We start from the raw sequence: 19725 nt of genomic DNA on the forward strand, positions 1-19725 counted from the left end.
TTCCTCATGGTACACTGCCGCCTTTGCCTTAACTGGAATGTGCCCGTGTCAGATGCGTCTTCGTTTTTCCCCGCCGATTTTCTCTCATTAATGCGTCAGAGCCTGCCCGATGAGGCGAGCTTCACGCAGTTCATCGCTTACAGTCAGCAGCCCCTGCGCCGCAGTGTTCGCGTCAATACCCTGAAGATCAGCGTGGCCGATTTTCTGAGCCAGACGGCGGGTTATGACTGGCAGCTGACGCCGGTGCCGTGGTGCGAAGAGGGATTCTGGATCAGCCGGGAAGATGAGAGCCTGCCGCTGGGCAGCGTGGCTGAACATCTCAGCGGCCTGTTTTACATCCAGGAAGCCAGCTCCATGCTGCCGGTAACCGCCCTGTTTGACGCCCAGCCAGAGGTCAGCGCCGTGATGGATATGGCAGCGGCACCGGGTTCTAAAACCACCCAGATTGCGGCGCGGATGGGCAATCAGGGCGTTATCCTGGCAAACGAATTCTCCTCCAGCCGGGTAAAAGTGCTGCACGCTAATATCAGCCGCTGCGGCGTCAGCAACAGTGCGCTGACGCACTTTGACGCGCGGGTCTTCGGGCCAGCGCTGCCGGAACAGTTCGACGCCATCCTGCTGGACGCTCCCTGCTCCGGCGAAGGAGTGATCCGCAAAGATGCAGATGCGCTGAAAAACTGGTCGCTGGCGAGCACCGAAGAGATCGCCGCGACCCAGCGCGATCTGCTCGACAGTGCTTTTCACGCATTAAAACCTGGCGGCACGCTGGTTTATTCAACCTGCACCCTGAATCAGATTGAGAATCAGCAGGTGATTGACTGGCTGTTGCAGCGCTATCCGGATGCGGTTGAGGTCGTGCCGCTCGACGGGCTGTTTGAGGGTGCCGAACGGGCCGCGACGCCCGAGGGCTATCTGCATGTCTTCCCGCAGATGTTCGACAGCGAAGGCTTTTTCGTGGCGCGTCTGCGTAAAACCGCATCAGTCGAGCCCTTACCGCTGCCGGGCTACAAAGTCGGCAAGCTGCCCTTCTCCCATCTCAGCCGTAAGCTGGAAAGTGAGATCGTACAGGCCGCCGCTGCTGTCTCTATCAAATGGGATGAGTCACTGGAGCTCTGGCAGCGAGATAAAGAGATCTGGCTGTTCCCTAAGGCCGTTACCCCGCTGCTGGGCAAAGTGCGCTTCTCGCGCATTGGCCTGAAGCTGGCAGAAACCTTTGCCAAAGGCTATCGCTGGCAACATGAAGCGGTGATAGCACTGGCGCAACCTGATGCGACGCAGACCTTTGAGCTCACGGCGGCAGAAGCAGAAGAGTGGTATCGCGGCCGCGATATCTATCCGGAAACTGCCCCGGCAAACAATGAGATGATTGTGACCTGGCAGCAGCAGCCGCTGGGGCTGGCGAAGAAAGTCGGCAGTCGCATCAAGAACAGCTATCCACGCGAACTGGTGCGTGACGGCCGCCTGTTCCGCTGAGTCACTTTAGTTGCAGCATCGTCAGATGATTGCCAAACACTGCGCCGGTATCGATGTAATGCAGATTGGCAATCGTCAGCGGCTGTTTCAGCGGAGTATGACCGAAGTAAAAGGCATCTGCGCCAGGGATGCCCGCCTGCTCACCTGACTCCATCTCCTCCAGTCGCTGACGGCTCCAGACCACCTTTTGCCAGTCGAGTGGCTTATTCAGCGCGTATTCCCGTGCCGGATAGTCCGCATGAGCAATCACAACAGTGCGCTCACCCAATTGCAGATGCAGTATCAGCGGCAGTTCACGACAGTGCCGCAACGCGTGCCGTGCCGCGATTAACGCTGCGCCCCGCAGCCGAAAGAACCAGTCGCCCCCGTTCATCTGCCAGAGCGCCATGTCCTGTCCCTGTAACGCCGACACCGCCATCTCCTCATGATTGCCGCGCACGCAGCGAAACCAGGGCTCCTGCAGTAGCGCCAGACAGCCCAGGCTGTCGGGCCCGCGATCGATGATGTCGCCAACCGAAATCAGTAAATCCTGCTGCGGATCAAACTGATGCTGTTGCAACAGCGCATCAAGTTCGCGGCGGCAGCCATGCAGATCGCCAACGACCCAGATCCGTCGCCATGCTGCGCCATTCAGGCATTCATAATACATCGGTGCATGTGCCTCTCTGTGCTGAAAGTACCCTAAGAGTATAAGAGCTGACGGAGAACAGGAGTGAGGAGAGAGAAAGCAGGGTGTGACAGAAAAGGCGTCACACTGTCGGGAATGAAAGATTCGCCGGGCCTGAAAAGTACGTCCCTCCCGGCGCTTATCTCCGGCACTCAGTTAAGGTGGTAGCTCTGTCAGGGACGAAATTCATCATAACGACATCGGGCCGCGCAGGCTATTCTGCCTCTGACGTATTCGTCGTCATTTGAGATCGGCTGCGCATTTTAGCCAGTTATTTCTGTAGCTTCTCTGCCGGACGCACCGGACGGCGCACCAGTTCACCACCGCAGTTGGGACAAACATGCGCGAAGTGCTCATCGCAGTCAGCGCAGAAGGTGCATTCAAACGAGCAGATGCGTGCCGCCAGAGAGGATGGCGGCAGATCGACGTCGCAGCGTTCACAATTAGGGCGCAGTTCGAGCATGGTGTGACTCCTGAAGAAACGGGTTACCCAGCATCGCCGCTGCTGGCCCGAATGTCGAGCCAGCGACCGGACAGAAGTGAGCCAGATCCGGACATCATACATTTACCCTCCGTAGAGAGGGGCGAACAACGTGATGCCCTGTCGCGGCTATTAATGACGCTGATCTTCGCGAACATCACCGGGATGATCATCGGGCAACACCTCTTCATCAGCCGTATCAGCATCCTCATCGCTCTCCACTTCCGGTTCCTGACCGCCCATTGACGCATGAATCACCTCCTCTTCCAGCGTCGGGATCAGCGCGGCACCCAGTGGCGAGGTCGCCAGACTGTCAGGCATGACCACGTGCGGCAACGGCACTTCGGTTGTCGGAAGCGGGCCTGGCGCACGGACAAAACTCAGTCCGCCAATCACCAGCGCACAGAGCGCAAAGAAGAGATAAAGCATATTGCTGCCCAGCGGCTGCATCAGCGCACCCACCACCAGCGGGCCGATACTGGCACCAATACCAAACGCCATCAGCAGACAGGCGGTTAACGACACGCGGCGCTCGGCGGCAACCTGATCGTTGGCCAGCGCCACCTGCAACGGATAGAGCGCGAACTGCATCATGCTGGCGGCAAAGGCGATGCCGATCATCCAGTCAAACGTCAGATGCGGCAGCAGGATCAGCGGCACGCAGATGACGGCAAACAGCATCGCAATGATGAATAACAGCCGCTGACGATCGTAGCGGTCAGAAAGCCAGCTCAGCGGAAACTGCGACACCAGCCCGGCAAAGATCGTAAGACTCATAAAATAGCCGGTCTGGCTGGTGGTAAAGCCTTTGCTGCTGCCATAAACCGGTGCCAGGCCATAGAACGCGCCAATCGCCATGCCGGTCACCAGGGTGGTGCCGAGCAGTTTGGGAATGGTGCGGATAAAATAGCCCAGCTCCATCGGCGCCGGTGTCATGGGCCGGACGTGAGTGCGGGTGGTCAGCGCAATCGGCACCAGACAGAGCGCGAAACAGAGCGCCACAATCAGCAGTGTGCTCACCCCAAACCCCGATTGCAGGCTCAGTATCACCTGTCCGCCACTGAGCCCAAGGTAGGTGGCGACCATATAGAGTCCGAAAATCATGCCGCGCTGGGACGATTCCGCCTGATCGTTGAGCCAGCTCTCCAGCACCATGTACTGGCACATCATGCAGAGTCCGATAATCAGACGCAGAAAGACCCACAGCGGAATAAAGTCAGTCAGACCGTGACCCACCACAGAGGCGGTAATAATCCCGGCGCAGGCCACATAGGCGCGGATATGGCCGACGCGGGCGATCAGGTTGTGCCCCACCTTGCCGCCAATCACCAGCCCGATATAGTTTGCCGCGATAATCGCACCAATCAGCGCGCCGTTAACCTGCTCACTGGCCAGCCGCAGGGAGACATAGGTGGTCAGCAGACCGGAACCGAGCAGCATCAACAGCGTGGTGGTGTAGAGCGGCAGAAACGTACTGAATATTTTTCCCATATGACTCCCTGTCTATACCCTTCAGGCATCAGGCCAGCAAAGCCCTAAAGATAGACGATATCGGCAGGCGACGGCGTGTAACAACTCGTCGATGGCAAAAAAAGCCCGCCAGCACACTGCTGGCGGGCCTGGTTTACACGCTCGGGAAGCTGATATTGCTGCCCGGCGCTTCACGGTTGAGATGGATGAAGTTCAGGTGTCGCTCATACTGATCCAGTATGTCGATGATCACCTGCTCTTTGCTGTAATCCATCAGGTCGTTACCCTGGCTGCCCTCCATCAGGAAGGTTTCCAGTCGGTAGTAGGTCGACTTACCGCTGCGGGCGCGATAGGTAAAGCCCGGAATCGAATATTGCTGCGGCCAGACCTGATAAATGAAGTCCTGCTCTTCGCCCAGATGGACGCGCAGATCCAGATAGCCAATCGGGTTCGCCTCATCTGCTTCGACGCTTTCCAGCGTGACGCGGGCATCACGCAGTTCCAGCTCTTTCGCCACTTCCTGCATCGCCGGGAAAATGGTCTTTTCCATCATCTGCTGAGTATAACGCGAGCCAGGGTAGTTCATCAGGCGTGACAGACGCTTCTTCCAGGTCAGACGGTCGGTCGCATGTGCCAGATAGGGCGCGGTGTCGCGCGTCGCGCTGGCCCGGCGGTGATCCTCAATCTTCAGCGATTTAAACAGACCCGCCATCACAAAGAAGATCACAAAGCTGAACGGCAGTCCCATGATGACCGTGGTGTTCTGCAGGGCAGTAATCCCGTTAGTCATCAGCATGCTCAGCGTCAGCACCCCAATCGCCACGGACCAGAAGATGCGCAGCCAGTTCGGCGCATCGCTGTTAATGTCTTTCAGCCGCGAGGTGAAGTTACCCAGCACCAGCGAACCGGAATCCGCCGAGGTAACGTAGAACAGCATCCCGGTGATGGTGGCAACCGATGCGCTGAGTTTGAACGCCGGATACTGCGCCAGCAGGCTGTAGAAGCCGCGCTCCGCATGGTTCATCACTTCCTGCGCAAATTCCGTATTGCCGTGAATGATCTGGTACAGCGCGGCGTTACCGAATACGGACAGCCACAGCAGCGTAAAGGTAAACGGAATAATCAGCGTGCCCAGTACGAACTCACGGATAGTACGACCGCGTGAGATACGCGCCAGGAACAGGCCGACAAACGGTGACCAGGCCACCCACCACGCCCAGAAGAAGAGCGTCCAGCTGTTCATCCATTGAGTCGGGCGATCAAAGGCAAAGGTATTGAGCGTCATGCCCATGAAGCGGTTGATGTAATCGCCGACGTTCAGCACCAGCGCATTCAGCAGGAACTCCGTGTTGCCGAAGAACAGCACAAACAGAATCAGGCCCAGCGCCATGATCACGTTAAGTTCGGAGAGGAAACGAATCCCTTTATCCACACCCGACGTTACAGAGATAGTGGCGATCACCACGGAGAGGACAATCAGCGCAGTCTGCGCGGTCAGGCCTTCCGGGATATCAAACAGCACTTTCAGGCCGTAGTTGAGCTGCACGACCCCAATGCCGAGCGTAGTGGCGATACCAAAGATGGTGCCGACCACGGCTGCGATATCTACCGTGTGACCTATCGGACCATAGATGCGTTTACCGAAGATGGGATAGAGCGCCGAACGAATAGTCAGCGGCAGGTTATAACGGTAGCTGAAGTAGCCCAGCGCGATGCCCATCAGTGCATACATCGACCAGCCGGTCAGTCCGTAGTGGAACAGCGTCCAGACCATCGCCTGGCGGGCGGCTTCCAGCGTCTGCCCTGCTCCTTCCGGCGGCTGCATATATTGCGTCACCGGTTCGGCGACCGAGAAGAACATCAGGTCGATGCCGATCCCGGCGGCAAACAGCATGGCGGACCAGCTGAGCACACTGAATTCGGGTTTGGAGTGCTCCGGCCCGAGCTTAATAGAGCCAAAGCGTGAGCAGGCCATATATAGCACAAAGACAATATAGAGGGTGGCAGCCAGCATGTAGTACCAGCCGAAGGTGGCGGAAACCCAATTGACCGCCTTGAGGATCCAGCTCGCGGCCAGTTCACTGTAGAGAATCGTCACAAGTGAAAACGTCAGAATCAATCCGGCAGAGGTATAAAATACAACGGGATTGAGTCTGTCTTTTTCACCGGCAGGTGGATTATTCATCAATTACCTCTGGTTAATATCCTGAAAATACGCAATGGATAACGTTTGCCGCTCACGGGGTTTTCAGGCCGTGCGGCCTCATCTCGTTCTGTCACTTCCTGTTTAAGCGCAGCGGCTGGTAAAGAGCTTAGCACTCATTACCGTTTCGCTTACGCTACATTTAAAGAACACTACCCTAACAAATTTTCTTTTTATATTGAACGTGCAATCAAAAAAAGATTTAATAGGGGCTCGATTTGAGGGTGGAGCTGGAGCTATGCCAAAGGTAGGGATGCAGCCGATACGTCGTCGGCAATTGATTGATGCGACCCTGAGCACGATTAATGAGATGGGGATTAATGATGCCACGATTGCCCAGATCGCCCGTCGGGCGGGGGTCTCTACCGGCATCATCAGTCACTACTTCAAAGACAAGAACGGTCTGCTGGAAGCCACGATGCGTGACGTGACGCGTCAGCTGCGCGAGGCGGTGCTGACGCGGCTGAAACCGCTGGCCGATGCCTCCGCAGAACAGCGGCTGTGCGCCATTGTCGACGGGAATTTTGATGAAACCCAGGTGCACACCGCAGTAATGAAAGCCTGGCTCGACTTCTGGTCGAGCAGCATGCATCAGCCCCAGCTCAACAGACTTGAGCGGGTCAGCAGCCGTCGGCTCTTCTCAACGCTGGTGGTCGAATTCCGTCGTGAACTGCCACTGGATAAAGCACGCCTGGCCGCACACGGCCTGGCGGCCCTGATCGACGGTCTGTGGCTGCGCGCCGCGCTGAGCGGTAAGCCATTCGATCCCGCTATCGCCCTCACACTGACCACCCAATTCATCCGTCAGCAACTGGCTGGCGAGCACGAATAACGGAAGGAGAAAACATGTCCCGATTCACCGAGCAGAAACTCTACATCGATGGCGCTTATGTTGCCGCAGCGTCTGGCGAAACGTTCCAGACGATCAATCCGGTCAACGGCGAAGTCCTGGCAGAGGTTCATGCCGCCGGCCAGGACGATGTCAATCGCGCCGTTGCTGCCGCCAGAAAAGGCCAGAAGGTCTGGGCCGCGATGACCGCCATGGAACGTTCACGCATCCTGCGTCGCGCCGTCGATATTCTGCGTGAGCGTAATGATGAGCTGGCAGAGCTGGAAATGCTCGACACCGGTAAGCCTTACAGCGAAACCTCCGCGGTCGATATCGTCACCGGTGCCGACGTGCTGGAATACTACGCGGGTCTGGTTCCGGCGCTGGAAGGTCAGCAGATCCCCCTGCGTGAAACCTCCTTTGTTTATACCCGCCGCGAACCGTTGGGCGTGGTCGCCGGTATCGGTGCCTGGAACTACCCGATTCAGATCGCCCTGTGGAAATCTGCGCCCGCGCTGGCTGCGGGTAACGCGATGATTTTCAAACCCAGCGAAATGACCCCGCTTACCGCCCTGAAGCTGGCGGAAATCTACACCGAAGCGGGCCTGCCGGATGGCGTGTTTAACGTGCTGCCGGGCATCGGTTCGGTCACCGGTCAGCTACTGACTGAGCATCCAGGCATCGATAAAGTTTCCTTCACCGGCGGCGTTGTCAGCGGTAAAAAAGTGATGGCCAATGCAGCGGGTTCAACGCTGAAAGAGGTCACCATGGAACTGGGCGGTAAATCACCGCTGATCATCTTTGATGATGCCGATCTCGATCTGGCCGCTGACATCGCCATGATGGCGAACTTCTACAGCTCCGGTCAGGTCTGCACCAACGGCACCCGCGTCTTTATTCCTGCAAAACTGCAGGCGGCGTTCGAGGCCAAAATCAGCGAACGCGTTGCCCGTATTAAAGCAGGCAATCTGCGTGACCCGGCCACCAACTTTGGTCCGCTGGTCAGCTTCAGCCATCGCGACAACGTGATGCGCTACATCGAGTCCGGCATTGCTGAAGGCGCACGCGTGCTGTGCGGTGGTAAACGTCTGACCGGTGGCGATTTCGATCAGGGTGCCTGGGTCGCACCAACCGTGTTCACCGACTGCCGTGATGAGATGAAGATTGTCCGTGAAGAGATCTTCGGACCGGTGATGTCGATCCTGAGCTACGAAACCGAAGAAGAAGTGATCCGCCGCGCCAACGACACCGAATTCGGTCTGGCCGCCGGACTGGTGACGCAGGACCTTAATAAGGCACACCGTGTGATTCATCAGATCGAAGCCGGTATCTGCTGGATCAATACCTGGGGCGAGTCCGCCGCAGAGATGCCGGTGGGCGGCTACAAGCACTCCGGCATTGGCCGCGAGAATGGCCTGATGACGCTGCAGAGCTACACCCAGGTGAAGTCAGTGCAGGTTGAGCTGACGCGTTTTCAGTCAGTCTTTTAATCACTTAACCTGAGGAACGACGAATGGAATTTGATTACATTATTATTGGAGCCGGATCCGCAGGAAACGTTCTGGCGACCCGCCTGACCGAAGAAAGCAATGTGAGCGTTCTGTTGCTGGAAGCGGGCGGCCCGGATTACCGTTTTGATTTTCGCACCCAGATGCCTGCGGCCCTTGCCTTCCCGCTGCAGGGAAAACGCTATAACTGGGCGTATGAAACCGAGCCAGAGCCTTACATGAACAACCGCCGCATGGAGTGTGGTCGCGGCAAAGGTCTGGGCGGTTCATCACTGATTAATGGCATGTGTTACATCCGCGGCAACGCGATGGATCTGGACAACTGGGCCAGCGAGCCGGGGCTGGAGAACTGGAGCTATCTGGACTGCCTGCCCTACTACCGTAAAGCGGAGACCCGTGATATCGGCCCGAACGATTTCCACGGCGGCGATGGCCCGGTGTGCGTTGCAACCCCGAAAGCGGGCAACAACGTGCTGTTTGAAGCGATGATTGAGGCGGGCGTGCAGGCGGGCTATCCGCGCACCGACGACCTGAATGGTTACCAGCAGGAAGGTTTCGGTCCGATGGATCGTACCGTGACGCCAAAGGGTCGTCGTTCCAGCACCGCGCGTGGCTATCTCGATATGGCCAAAGGCCGCACTAACCTGAAGATCATTACGCATGCTACCACCGATCGCATCATCTTTGACGGCAAGCGCGCGGTCGGCGTGGAGTATCTGCAGGGCGATAGCAACACCATTAACAAAGTCACCGCTCGCCGTGAAGTGCTACTGTGCGCGGGCGCTATCGCCTCGCCGCAGATCCTGCAGCGTTCTGGCGTGGGTTCGCCTGAGCTGCTGAAGCAGTTCGACATCCCGCTGGTGCATGACCTGCCGGGCGTGGGTGAAAACCTGCAGGACCATCTGGAGATGTATCTGCAGTATGAGTGTAAAGAGCCGGTTTCTATCTATCCTGCCCTGAAGTGGTGGAATCAGCCGAAGATCGGTGCAGAGTGGATGTTTAACGGCACCGGTATCGGCGCCAGCAACCAGTTTGAAGCAGGCGGCTTTATCCGCAGCCGCGAAGAGTTCACCTGGCCGAACATTCAGTATCACTTCCTGCCGGTGGCGATTAACTACAACGGGTCTAACGCCGTTGATGCTCACGGTTTCCAGTGTCACGTCGGCTCAATGCGTTCGCCAAGCCGCGGTCATGTGCGCCTGAAGTCACGCGATCCGCGTCGTCATCCGGCCATTCTGTTTAACTACATGTCACATGAGCAGGACTGGCACGAGTTCCGCGATGCTATCCGCATTACGCGCCAGATCATCAACCAGCCAGCGCTGGATAAGTATCGTGGCCGTGAAATCAGTCCGGGCCTGGATTGCCAGACGGATGAGCAGCTGGATGAGTTCGTGCGCAACCACGGTGAAACCGCCTATCACCCGTGCGGTACCTGTAAGATGGGTAACGATCCGATGGCCGTCGTGGATGGCGAAGGACGTGTGCATGGATTGCAGGGATTACGCGTGGTGGATGCGTCGATTATGCCGCTGATCATCACCGGTAACCTGAATGCCACCACCATCATGATTGGTGAGAAGATTGCCGATAAGATTCGTGGACGCGATCCGTTGCCACGCAGCACTGCCTCTTACTATGTCGCGGGTGACGCGCCGGTTCGCACCGTGCCGCAGCGCGCAGAGTAATTAGTGACAGCGTCACTTAACAATCGCCGGGCACGCTGTTGCCCGGCTTTTTTTATGCAGGGTTTAACGGCCCCCCTTTTCCATACATCCTTTTACATAACCTTCTTTTTTCAAACCATCAAACCTTAACCTGCGTCAAATAAAGCAGCATCTGCTGTTGATTTCATGATGTGCAGAATGCTATAAATCCGGCGTGTATTTAACCGGAGGCACTATCCGTCCACTGATGAGAAGCAATAATGTGGATGCGTTGTAAATTTTATGAGCAGAATGTTCATGTCACATCTTACCCCCACCTTCCTTTCTGGCTGGAACGTCGCCGATCAGCACTGGCGTAACGCCCTGTAGTCCCCTCACCACTTCGACACTGTTCTGAGTCTGCCCCGTGTATTGTGGCAGGTCGTCATTTATCGTTGCTGGAGAGCATCCATGTGCGCCTGGATTTTATTATCACTCGCTATTGTTACTGAAATTATTGGTACCCTTTTCATGAAGTGGTCCAGCGTTAATGGCAGCCATTCAGGCTACCTGATGATGCTGGGCATGATTGCCTGTTCCTATATTCTGCTGAGTTTCGCCATCAAACGTATCGCGCTGGGCGTGGCTTATGCCCTGTGGGAAGGTATCGGCATCATGCTGATTACCTTATTCAGCGTGCAGCTGTTTGGTGAAGCGCTGTCCGCGCTGAAAATCTGCGGGCTGGTGACGCTGATCGTCGGGATTGTGTTGATCAAGACCGGCACCCAATCATCAGCGGAGGTTAATCATGGTCATGGCTGATTTTGTGCATGCCGCCTGGCTGGCGCTGGCGATCATGCTGGAGATTGCCGCTAACATATTCCTTAAATACTCTGATGGATTTAAGAAACCGCTGCACGGCGTGCTGTCACTCTGCTGTGTCCTTCTCGCGTTCAGCGCACTGGCTCAGGCGGTCAAAGGTATCGATCTGTCGATTGCCTATGCCGTCTGGGGCGGTTTTGGCATCATCGCCACGGTTGCGGCCGGATGGGTGCTGTTTGGCCAGCGGCTGAACCGCAAAGGCTGGGCCGGTCTGACCCTGCTGCTGGCCGGTATGATCCTGTTAAAGCTGGCCTGATGGATCCCCGTAATCAGTAATCCAGGTTAAGGGTGTGTCACCGCACGCCCTTAACTTACTGTGCTTTACCTCCCTTTCCCGATTGATTTTTCTCTCTTTCCTGTGCTCGGAATCCTCTTACTTTTGTAAAGGGCCGTTTACATATCTTTTGCCTTAAGGCTTAGTGAGCGCCAAAAGCCGGATAAAAACGAGGAAAAGTTATGTCTGCAACACGAGGTTGGTCAACGGAGCTGGAAGGATTACGCGGCATTGCCTCTCTCTGGGTTCTGGTTGGCCATATCAGCTTACTGGTTCATTGCCACATCACGCTGATTTCATCACCGGGCATCGGGGTCGACCTGTTTATTCTGTTATCGGGTTATCTGATGGCGAAAAACTATGTCGAACGCCAGCAGAAGGAGCCATGGCAGAGCGCGAAGACGATTAAGAAATTCTGGATCCGCCGCTTCTTCCGTATCGCCCCGCTCTACTATCTGCTGTTAATCATCGCCCTGATTTATGGCCCGTGGTTTGGTGAGATGCGTGACACCATTGCGCATTTCTATTCCGGCACCGCCACGGAGTCGTCGCGTTACAACGACCAGTCACTGGCAAACATCCTGACTCACTTCAGCTTCCTGTTCGGCCTGCTGCCCGAGTATGGGTTTAACACCGTGCTGCCAGACTGGAGCATTGGGCTGGAGATGCAGTTCTATCTGCTGTTCCCGTTCATCATGCTGGTCACGCTCCGCTTTGGTTATGCCGCCTCGCTGATTGGCATCATGGCGCTCTGCTGCGCCGGTCGCTATGTGCTGGCCGATTATTATGAAGCGTTTGAGATGCCTTCGATGATCCTGATTAAGCTAAACATGTTCCTGGCTGGCATGCTGCTGGCCGAAGCGATTCGCCGTAAATCCCTGCTCTATGTTGCCTTTGCGCTGCTTGGCCCGGTCGTCACCGTAGCGATTGGCATGGACGCGATTAAGCTGCAGGTAATTATGGAGGCGCTGATGATCGTCGGTATGGCGGCAATTCTGTGGCAATACCCGCAGGGCAGCATGATGGCCCAGCTGATTGCCCTGCCGCGTAAGCTGCTGAACAACCGCCTCAGCACCTGGCTGGGTGACGTCTCGTTCTCAGTCTATCTGCTGCACCTGCTGATTGTGATCCCGCTGATCGCCCTGCTGCTCACTCACACCGACATTGAGTATAAGAGCGATATGACACGCTTCCTGATTGTCTGCGTTTCCGCTATCCCGGTAACCTATGCGCTGGCTTCTTTACTCTATAAGTATGTTGAGAAGCCCGGCATTCAGATGGGTAAGCGCGTGCTGAAGCCGAAGCTGGCCGATCAGACCAGCTAAGTTCGCTAATAATCATGATTAAGCCCCTGACTGGGGCTTTTTTTGCCTCTGGCGCTCGTTATCAGCCCTTCACAGGCATTGATGACGCGCCGTCGCCAGCATGCCTGCTGAGGTGAACTACACTTTCCCGGTTAGCAATCTGACGCAAAGGAGAGAACATGAGCATTCAGCATCTGCTGCTATCCAGTGACGGTGGCGCGGTGATTATTGAAGCAGAACAACTCGAAAGCGAGCTGGTTATCCCACCCCATCTGCAGACCCTGAGCGGCGGTGAAGCTGACAGTGATACCGGCCATCGGGTGGCGGTCACAAAGCATTACTGTAAGGGACGCTACTATGCGGTTGCCCTGGATCGCCATGCGGCCAGTAATGAAATCGATGACGTGATTGACCTGCTGCATCCTGCCCCGCTGGATTAGCCTTTGTCGGCCACGCTGCCTTTAACGGCATGTTCCGCTGAGAAACTGCCTTAAAAACGGCCTGTGCATGCACTACCGCCACGCGGCATCACCATTTTCAGAAGAGGAAGAGCATCATGGAAAAAAAGAAGTGGTTTGTTTCCTATGTGATTAAGCCAAAAGGTGAAAATCATGTTACGACGCACGCCTTTATTGAAGGTGACAATGTTGAGGAGGCGCTCGAAGCCTTTATGTTTGAAACCAAAAAAAGCCTGTCGCTGGAAACTGAAGAGCTAACGCTGCTGTCGGTAAGTCTGGTGTAACCTCTGATTAACTTCGCGTTCGCGGGGTTTTTTCTGCCCTGTATGAGGGTTATTTTCTATTTATTATACTTATAGTTTCCCTGGTGCGGCACTCAGTTACTTAGTGGGATAAGGCCAGGCGTGATCCATGCCCATGGATGACATCAGGCCGGTCACAGCCAGATACGCCAGTATCAGGACAAACAGTACAATTGCAGCAATTTCAATGGATTTAAGTAAGTGGTGCTTTGCCATAAATAACCCTCCTTCAGTTGTGTGTAATCAAGACCTCACCTCATAAACTATAATGTTACCGGTAAAGTGCAAGTAAAAATCACATAATGAAACATAAAGCCGCGCTTATTAATGTTTGTGGAGAATACGCGTTAAGGCTTTCACGTGGCAGGACCAGGCGCTGCAGGCATAAAAAAGCCCGCAATGCGCGGGCCTTAGTGACGATCAGTTGGGTGCTAACTGGCAGACTGACCGGTAAAGTCGATCACCATCCTGCCGCGGATTTTGCCGTGAATCATCTCATCGAAGATGGCATTGACCTCACCAATCTTCCTTTTAGTTACCTTGGGCACCACCTTGCCTTCTGCCGCAAACTGGAACGCTTCCGCCAGATCGTTGCGCGTTCCGACCAATGATCCCACCACCTGGATGCCATCAAGCACCAGTCGCGGGATATTCAGGCTCATCGCTTCCGGCGGCAATCCGACTGCTACGACCCGACCTCCGGCTCTGACCGCATCCACCGCCGAGTTAAAGGCCGCTTTGGCGACGGCTGTGACCACAGCCGCATGCGCCCCACCGGTTTTCTCCTGAATAAAGCGTGCCGCATCTTCGCTGGCAGAGTTGACGACCAGATCGGCACCCATCTCTTTCGCCAGTGCCAGCTGTCCGTCACTGACATCAATCGCAATCACTTTGGCGTTAAAGACGTTTTTCGCATATTGCAGCGCCAGGTTACCCAGCCCGCCAAGGCCATAAATTGCCAGCCACTGCCCCGGTTTAACCTCTGATACTTTTACCGCTTTGTACGTAGTGACACCGGCGCAGGTGACGCTACTGGCGGCGAAAGGATCGAGCCCATCGGGAACTTTAACCGAGTAGTCAGCAACAACAATACACTCTTCAGCCATACCGCCATCGGCGGTATAACCGGCATTGATGACGTCTCTGCAGAGCGTTTCGTTACCGGAATTACAATATTCACAGTGCCCGCAGCCCTTGAAGAACCAGGCGACGCTGGCGCGATCGCCCGGCTTGAGCGAGGTGACATCCGGCGCGACCTCCTCAACGATGCCGATCCCTTCATGACCCAGTGTGACACCGGTCTTGTCACCAAAATCACCGTTCTTCACATGCAAATCGGTATGGCATACACCACAGCATTCCATCCTGAGCCGCGCTTCGCCGGTTTTGAGAGGACGCAGCGTCTTCTCAACCACTTCAACCTGGTGTTCACTATTAGCAATTGCCGCTTTCATAAACATTCCTCCTTTTGACTGGAGATTAAGAATAAGCCAAACGGAGATGATGACAAGATGACAGGTAAGCTTTGGGTGCTTGCTGCGAGAGTTGTTGTGACTTTTGCGAGTGGGGTCGGTTTTTTAGGGATTGTGTTTAGCGGCAACGCTTCGTCAGGCTTACGTTCTCTGTCGGGTAGAGATGAAGCGCGCTTACTGAACAATTTGGTCAGGTGAACATTGCCCGTGAAAAGGGGCGATTAAGCCCCAGTCGCTTCAGAAGATTTCGTACTGATTGCTCAAACGTCTCTTAAGAGTGCCAGCGGTGGATGCCACTGTCAGCGGGTGGCGGCCCCATATGCTGAGCGGCACTATCCGGCGCTGGCGGTGGTCCCATATGCTGAGAAGCGTTGTTTGCGGGCGCAGCCGGCCCGGCGTGATGGCTCCAGCTGGTGTTGTTATGCTGGCTTTCATGATGACGATGCCAGTCAGAAGATGGGCCACGGTGATGACCACCATCAGCCATCACACAACCTGACATTGCGGCACTTGCCAGCGCTAGAATCACACAAGGAATAACTTTTTTTATGAACATAACTGACCCTGGTTAAATATCACTGGGGCAGGTTACGTCCCGGTTTTTATACGGTGGGTAAACGTTAGAAGGGGTTTGGGGAGGATGTTGGGGGAGGTTGATTGAGGTCAATTTTGGGGATGAAATGGGGAAATAAAAGGCTATTTTCTGCGATTCTGCTGGCAGGTTGGCGTATGCGGCATTGAGCATTAACTGGAGCTTAGACAAGGATAAGGACAGCGCACTATTGATTAAAATGATTGATATTTGAACATATAAAAACGACTGAGAGTCTGATTAACAAATACGCTTTGCAGTTCTCAATGCGAGACATCCAGCTTATTTAATCAACTAAATGGAAGCTAAAAAACCTTCTATTAGCTAATTACTTTCCTCACGCTTTTATAACTACCAATTAAAATGGGATTACTAAAAATCCCTGCATACACCTAATACCATCGATTGTATTTTATATACACACATGAAACGACGATCACCCATGTTATGCTAAGAAACGCAGCATGTTCTGGAATAAACCTGATAAATATATACAACCCTGCCACAATTACAGCAATAGGTACTAAATAGAAAAAAGACTGTGTCAGCCATAAAAACACACGCTTCATTTTTTCAATATCTCATTTAAAGCATCTTTTTTTCTTCGTTGTTATCCACTTAATTTACCTGACAAAGTGAAAGGGTTATCTTGATTTCAATAAATTATAAGCATACAGAATGTCAGAAGGAACATCCATTCAGACGGGGCCAAATACGTTAACGCCCAAGCAGGCCAGTTTGTACGCCGTGACGAGCTGGCAGTGCGCGCCTGGTGTCAGGCAAGCGAAGACTAAAATGAGTACGGCAGGAAACCGTGTGCATCAAGGCCGTTTATGCAATTGAAGTCGGTGACGACACCCAGATCTTAACCCGTCTTATGCAATCGAAGATCGTTCCGATACGTGACGTTGAATTGGGTTTTTGAATTTGAGGACGCGTCCGCGTCCTCTCGGAGTTCTGTCAATAACTGTACGGAGCCAGGAGATTCTGAAGCTGCTATTGATTTCACAAAACCTCCTACTCGCGCCGAGCGTAGAAGGATTCTTAAGCGATTAAGAGAAAAGCCAGCGCAGGAGCAACCTGAGCCGGACAAATATCACTCTGAACGGAGTCATTGCGCAGAACGTGAGGCGTTGAAAAAGAGTTTCTTTGAGATATCCAAGTTAACACTGTCCGACGGTGAAGCTGTGCGCATGATGAAAGGCCACACAATCAAGATTGGAGAGCTTTCTTACTGGAGCGGAACAAGCGGCTATCTGTTCCATAGACGTCGCATAAATGCCGCCCCATTAAAGCGCTTCAATGCACTAGCGAGAAAAAGAGGCATACAGTTGCCTGATTAATAAAACGGCAGTCGGACTAATCTGAGCCTTACGATTGTTTACGATTTTAGTTCATCATGATACTGTTTATACATACAGTATATTTTGACTAGAAGGAGTTAATCATTTGATGAACATCGATAATCTAAGTGAAACGGTTGCACGCATTCAGTTCATTGCTGACGTATCGCTGATCGCACATTGCAAAGAAGATGAACTAAAAATGGCACTGTCGATGATCAGTGACATGGCAGGGACAATCGACACCGCTATTTTCGAAGCCGCTATATACTGTCAGGCAGAATGATTAAGACCTCCTTCCCTACCCTTCACTAGCCACCTTTCAGGTGGCTTTTTGCTGCTGCATACAAGTGCATATGGTTGCATGAATCTGCATGATCGAAACTGGATCGCTAAGCGTCTGTAAGACCAGAGCTGGCGCGTTCAGAGGTTGTACATGCACATGCATGAAAAGCGATGCATAAAGCGGGCAGGCGTGGCGGGGATAGCATTGCGCGCGAGGGGGCAAACATGTATGCGGAGGCTGCGTCTATAGCACAGAGGTGGGAGCAAACTACCGAATTTAAAAGGGGTAGGGTGTACTGAGTATACCTTTTATAAGTCGTCTGATTGCAATTCATGGCATTGATGCACTTGGATAAAATCAAGGTACTTTCTCAAATATGCAGTAGTTTACCTCTTAATGTAGAGGTGTAGACTGATGATTTCACTTGAAAAAAGGAATGTTATTTTATAAGTTCACAAACGATAATTGTAAAAAAAGTATGTTCTTATAATTTCATGCGAAAATTACCCCTCTAAAGGACTAACGGTGATGGATGTACAAAATTTTAGAGATTTATGTGACGAGGTTTCAAGTAACCAGTATGATTCGTGTATTAGTACTAATGAATGCTATGAAAGAATAAAAGAATATTGTGCGGGGAAAGGTTGGAATATTAGAAAGGATTGCGTATCCTTAAGAAAGCATTTGATTTTTGAACACATTAATAGCAGTAAGGAAATTAGGCCCTACTTTGATTTTTTTAGTATTGTATGGGATGCGTCCAATTTCGAAGTTAAATCTAAATTCAATGCTACGAATGAGGATTGGCTTAATGTTTTGAAATTATGTTGGCAGGCAAGAGAATCATCACACTACTTTCATTCAACTTATGATCACCTCGGCTTAAGCAATAAATTGGTCGATTTCTCATATGCATGGAAAAAATTAATTTTAAGAGGGGTGAAATATTCTCGGGTAAAAGATGATTATTATATAAGTGAGGAGTCATTTGGTGTCATAGAGGAGATTATAGATGACTATATTTCAAGAGTTGGGGGAGTGAGATGCCTGGATTTTACATTTCGAATGTTGTCAGGGATATACGATACCAATCAAGAGCGTTATCTCTTATATAGAAAGACCACCCAAGGAATGGATGTGATTGAACCAGAATATCCATGGGGTTATATCATAGCTTTATCCGTCAAGAATGTTGAAAAGAAAGGGCGGGATTCATCAGTAGTTGCAATTGAAACATACAAATCTTTTATTGAGTTCCTCAAAGATATAGTCACTACATTCGAAATACAGCCATATGTAGTTTGGGAATCGATTTATGTCGATCCTGAAAGGATTATTCACTTTCTCCAAGAAAATGTGCTCTATGATAACTTAATATCTTTCTTTCAGTTTAAGAGTGTTTATGCTCTGGAAATATTGGATTATTTATCGCAATGCCATGATGACATGAGTGCAACAAGTTATGGCGTAAGCCTTAAAAAAATATTTAGCGTTGCTAAGCAATTAATAATATCTAGCGACAATCTAAATTTAAAAGAGATACACCCGCTTGAATTGAAAGAAAACGCGCGTGTTAGTATGCGAAACTTGTTAATTTGCATTAATAAAATTTTCAAGCCGGACAGTAATCAAAAACTATCTTTCCCTCCTTCAAGCGAACAGATCGATCACGTATTGAAACCAGTTGTTGAGCTAAATGGTAGAGAAATTATCTTACCGTCGTGCATAACATCTCTAGCGATACTTAATGCGACTATCAAACAAATTAGTTTCCCAAATAACAAGTTCAATAATGCGATAGATAGTAAAATTGGAAAATACCTTGAGCGATTTTTGATTGAGCGATTCGAAAATAGTGGTATAAAGGTTTATAGTGGGGATTTTATATCTTTAGATAGAAAAACAAGTGGTGATTGCGATCTTTTTATCGCATCACCAAAAGCTAACTACATTTTTGAACTTAAAAAGAAATCATTAACTAGAAAGGCTATGTCTGGTGAGGATTTCAGTTTAATCAGAGATCTTGGTGATAGTGTTATGAGATCGCAATCTCAATGCGCAAAGATAGAGTACGTGCTTTTAACTGATAATCAATTAACTTTGAAAGACGATAGAGGCGAGCACCTTATCAAGTACAATGGAATGCCGGTTCAGAAAATTTCCGTAAGCCTGAACGACTTTGGTGCCCTTCAGGATAAAACAGTCTTTAACACCATTTTAAGGTTGTCCACTCAAACAGTTTTCAGTTCCACAGACCCTGTTATTGATTTGTCGTTGGTTAACTGGAGGAAGTACCTCAAGATATTCATGGATTATAATAGTTTGTTAGAACCATTGAGAAATGACAACGTTCCAGCATTTATAGATAATTCATTCATGAGTTTGCCGCAATTAATGACAATTCTTGATGGCTGTTGCAATGTTGAGTCATTCGATAAAGAGTATGGATTTTCTAGAACTATATCATATTCTACACGGGATTTTTACAAAGAATATTCAGAGAAAAGAAAGCTTTTAAACTGAATGGTAGGCCGC

General features: G+C 52.1%; 18 protein-coding genes. 11 read left to right on the top strand and 7 right to left on the bottom strand.

From position 1 onward, the window contains the following. The first annotated feature begins 45 nt into the window (after positions 1 to 45). Positions 46 to 1473, top strand: a complete 1428-nt coding sequence (rsmF, locus tag BY447_RS02440) for a 16S rRNA (cytosine(1407)-C(5))-methyltransferase RsmF (RefSeq protein ID WP_199226915.1) — start codon at positions 46 to 48, stop codon at positions 1471 to 1473. 1 nt (position 1474) lies between these two features. Here the strand turns inward: rsmF and BY447_RS02445 are convergent, their stop codons facing one another. From BY447_RS02445 to BY447_RS02460, 4 genes are all read right to left on the bottom strand, one after another. Continuing rightward, the gene (locus tag BY447_RS02445) at positions 1475 to 2122 is read right to left on the bottom strand and encodes a metallophosphoesterase (RefSeq protein WP_110330397.1); all 648 of its coding nucleotides are present in this window, start codon (positions 2120 to 2122) and stop codon (positions 1475 to 1477) included. A 289-nt stretch (positions 2123 to 2411) separates the two neighbouring features. Further along, on the bottom strand, positions 2412 to 2603 hold the full coding sequence (locus BY447_RS02450; RefSeq protein WP_110330398.1) for a DUF1272 domain-containing protein: 192 nt from the start codon (positions 2601 to 2603) through the stop codon (positions 2412 to 2414). 150 nt (positions 2604 to 2753) lie between these two features. Next, positions 2754 to 4112, bottom strand: coding sequence for an MFS transporter (locus tag BY447_RS02455; RefSeq protein ID WP_110330399.1), 1359 nt, complete (start codon positions 4110 to 4112; stop codon positions 2754 to 2756). Positions 4113 to 4245: 133 nt separating this feature from the next. Beyond that, entirely contained in the window at positions 4246 to 6276 is a 2031-nt protein-coding gene (locus BY447_RS02460) for a choline transporter (RefSeq protein ID WP_013358119.1), read from the bottom strand. A gap of 256 nt (positions 6277 to 6532) precedes the next feature. On the opposite strand from BY447_RS02460, the gene betI reads away from it, so the two are divergent. The 8 genes from betI (at position 6533) to BY447_RS02500 (ending at position 13479) form a co-directional block, all read left to right on the top strand. Continuing rightward, on the top strand, positions 6533 to 7126 hold the full coding sequence (gene betI / locus BY447_RS02465; RefSeq protein WP_013358120.1) for a transcriptional regulator BetI: 594 nt from the start codon (positions 6533 to 6535) through the stop codon (positions 7124 to 7126). Positions 7127 to 7140: 14 nt separating this feature from the next. Further along, positions 7141 to 8613 carry a betaine-aldehyde dehydrogenase gene (gene betB, locus BY447_RS02470; RefSeq protein WP_110330400.1) on the top strand — a complete coding sequence of 491 codons (1473 nt, stop codon included), beginning with the start codon at positions 7141 to 7143 and terminating at the stop codon, positions 8611 to 8613. Between the two features lie 23 nt (positions 8614 to 8636). Continuing rightward, positions 8637 to 10319: a choline dehydrogenase gene (betA, locus tag BY447_RS02475; protein ID WP_013358122.1), complete on the top strand. Its 1683-nt coding sequence runs from the start codon at positions 8637 to 8639 to the stop codon at positions 10317 to 10319. Positions 10320 to 10748: 429 nt separating this feature from the next. Further along, positions 10749 to 11099 (top strand): multidrug/spermidine efflux SMR transporter subunit MdtJ, encoded by a 351-nt coding sequence (gene mdtJ, locus BY447_RS02480; protein WP_095707088.1) that lies wholly within the window; start codon positions 10749 to 10751, stop codon positions 11097 to 11099. Next, complete coding sequence (mdtI, locus tag BY447_RS02485; protein ID WP_095707087.1) at positions 11086 to 11415, top strand: multidrug/spermidine efflux SMR transporter subunit MdtI; 330 nt, start codon at positions 11086 to 11088, stop codon at positions 11413 to 11415. Before mdtJ ends, mdtI begins: the two co-directional genes overlap by 14 nt. 200 nt (positions 11416 to 11615) lie before the next feature. Next, complete coding sequence (locus BY447_RS02490) at positions 11616 to 12758, top strand: acyltransferase family protein (RefSeq protein WP_110330401.1); 1143 nt, start codon at positions 11616 to 11618, stop codon at positions 12756 to 12758. A 158-nt stretch (positions 12759 to 12916) separates the two neighbouring features. Beyond that, entirely contained in the window at positions 12917 to 13177 is a 261-nt protein-coding gene (locus BY447_RS02495) for a hypothetical protein (protein ID WP_013358126.1), read from the top strand. A gap of 116 nt (positions 13178 to 13293) precedes the next feature. Beyond that, positions 13294 to 13479: a hypothetical protein gene (locus BY447_RS02500; protein WP_013358127.1), complete on the top strand. Its 186-nt coding sequence runs from the start codon at positions 13294 to 13296 to the stop codon at positions 13477 to 13479. A gap of 96 nt (positions 13480 to 13575) precedes the next feature. On the opposite strand, the gene BY447_RS23335 is transcribed toward BY447_RS02500, so the two are convergent. The 3 genes from BY447_RS23335 to BY447_RS02510 form a co-directional block, all read right to left on the bottom strand. Further along, on the bottom strand, positions 13576 to 13713 hold the full coding sequence (locus BY447_RS23335) for a hypothetical protein (protein ID WP_013358128.1): 138 nt from the start codon (positions 13711 to 13713) through the stop codon (positions 13576 to 13578). A 215-nt stretch (positions 13714 to 13928) separates the two neighbouring features. Next, positions 13929 to 14951 (bottom strand): alcohol dehydrogenase AdhP, encoded by a 1023-nt coding sequence (gene adhP, locus BY447_RS02505; RefSeq protein WP_033783306.1) that lies wholly within the window; start codon positions 14949 to 14951, stop codon positions 13929 to 13931. A 289-nt stretch (positions 14952 to 15240) separates the two neighbouring features. Then, a complete protein-coding gene (locus BY447_RS02510) occupies positions 15241 to 15456 on the bottom strand; it encodes a hypothetical protein (RefSeq protein WP_110330402.1) in 216 nt (71 codons plus the stop codon). A gap of 1557 nt (positions 15457 to 17013) precedes the next feature. Here BY447_RS02510 and BY447_RS23340 point away from each other — a divergent pair. Together BY447_RS23340 and BY447_RS02520 are read left to right on the top strand one after the other, a co-directional pair. Then, positions 17014 to 17190, top strand: coding sequence for a hypothetical protein (locus BY447_RS23340; protein WP_003854585.1), 177 nt, complete (start codon positions 17014 to 17016; stop codon positions 17188 to 17190). Between the two features lie 525 nt (positions 17191 to 17715). Beyond that, entirely contained in the window at positions 17716 to 19713 is a 1998-nt protein-coding gene (locus BY447_RS02520; RefSeq protein ID WP_146210982.1) for a hypothetical protein, read from the top strand. Positions 19714 to 19725 lie beyond the last annotated feature (12 nt).

This window comes from Pantoea sp. JKS000250 (genome assembly GCF_003201065.1).
GTDB classification, from domain to species: domain Bacteria; phylum Pseudomonadota; class Gammaproteobacteria; order Enterobacterales; family Enterobacteriaceae; genus Pantoea; species Pantoea vagans.

What these genes read in the sequence shown, in the direction of transcription:
- BY447_RS02445 (WP_110330397.1), bottom strand. Translation starts at nt 2,122, where the DNA reads ATGTATTATGAATGCCTGAATGGCGCAGCATGGCGACGGATCTGGGTC.
- BY447_RS02450 (WP_110330398.1), bottom strand. Translation starts at nt 2,603, where the DNA reads ATGCTCGAACTGCGCCCTAATTGTGAACGCTGCGACGTCGATCTGCCG.
- BY447_RS02455 (WP_110330399.1), bottom strand. Translation starts at nt 4,112, where the DNA reads ATGGGAAAAATATTCAGTACGTTTCTGCCGCTCTACACCACCACGCTG.
- BY447_RS02460 (WP_013358119.1), bottom strand. Translation starts at nt 6,276, where the DNA reads ATGAATAATCCACCTGCCGGTGAAAAAGACAGACTCAATCCCGTTGTA.
- betI (WP_013358120.1), top strand. Translation starts at nt 6,533, where the DNA reads ATGCCAAAGGTAGGGATGCAGCCGATACGTCGTCGGCAATTGATTGAT.
- betB (WP_110330400.1), top strand. Translation starts at nt 7,141, where the DNA reads ATGTCCCGATTCACCGAGCAGAAACTCTACATCGATGGCGCTTATGTT.
- betA (WP_013358122.1), top strand. Translation starts at nt 8,637, where the DNA reads ATGGAATTTGATTACATTATTATTGGAGCCGGATCCGCAGGAAACGTT.
- mdtJ (WP_095707088.1), top strand. Translation starts at nt 10,749, where the DNA reads ATGTGCGCCTGGATTTTATTATCACTCGCTATTGTTACTGAAATTATT.
- mdtI (WP_095707087.1), top strand. Translation starts at nt 11,086, where the DNA reads ATGGTCATGGCTGATTTTGTGCATGCCGCCTGGCTGGCGCTGGCGATC.
- BY447_RS02490 (WP_110330401.1), top strand. Translation starts at nt 11,616, where the DNA reads ATGTCTGCAACACGAGGTTGGTCAACGGAGCTGGAAGGATTACGCGGC.
- BY447_RS02495 (WP_013358126.1), top strand. Translation starts at nt 12,917, where the DNA reads ATGAGCATTCAGCATCTGCTGCTATCCAGTGACGGTGGCGCGGTGATT.
- BY447_RS02500 (WP_013358127.1), top strand. Translation starts at nt 13,294, where the DNA reads ATGGAAAAAAAGAAGTGGTTTGTTTCCTATGTGATTAAGCCAAAAGGT.
- BY447_RS23335 (WP_013358128.1), bottom strand. Translation starts at nt 13,713, where the DNA reads ATGGCAAAGCACCACTTACTTAAATCCATTGAAATTGCTGCAATTGTA.
- adhP (WP_033783306.1), bottom strand. Translation starts at nt 14,951, where the DNA reads ATGAAAGCGGCAATTGCTAATAGTGAACACCAGGTTGAAGTGGTTGAG.
- BY447_RS02510 (WP_110330402.1), bottom strand. Translation starts at nt 15,456, where the DNA reads ATGGCTGATGGTGGTCATCACCGTGGCCCATCTTCTGACTGGCATCGT.
- BY447_RS23340 (WP_003854585.1), top strand. Translation starts at nt 17,014, where the DNA reads ATGAACATCGATAATCTAAGTGAAACGGTTGCACGCATTCAGTTCATT.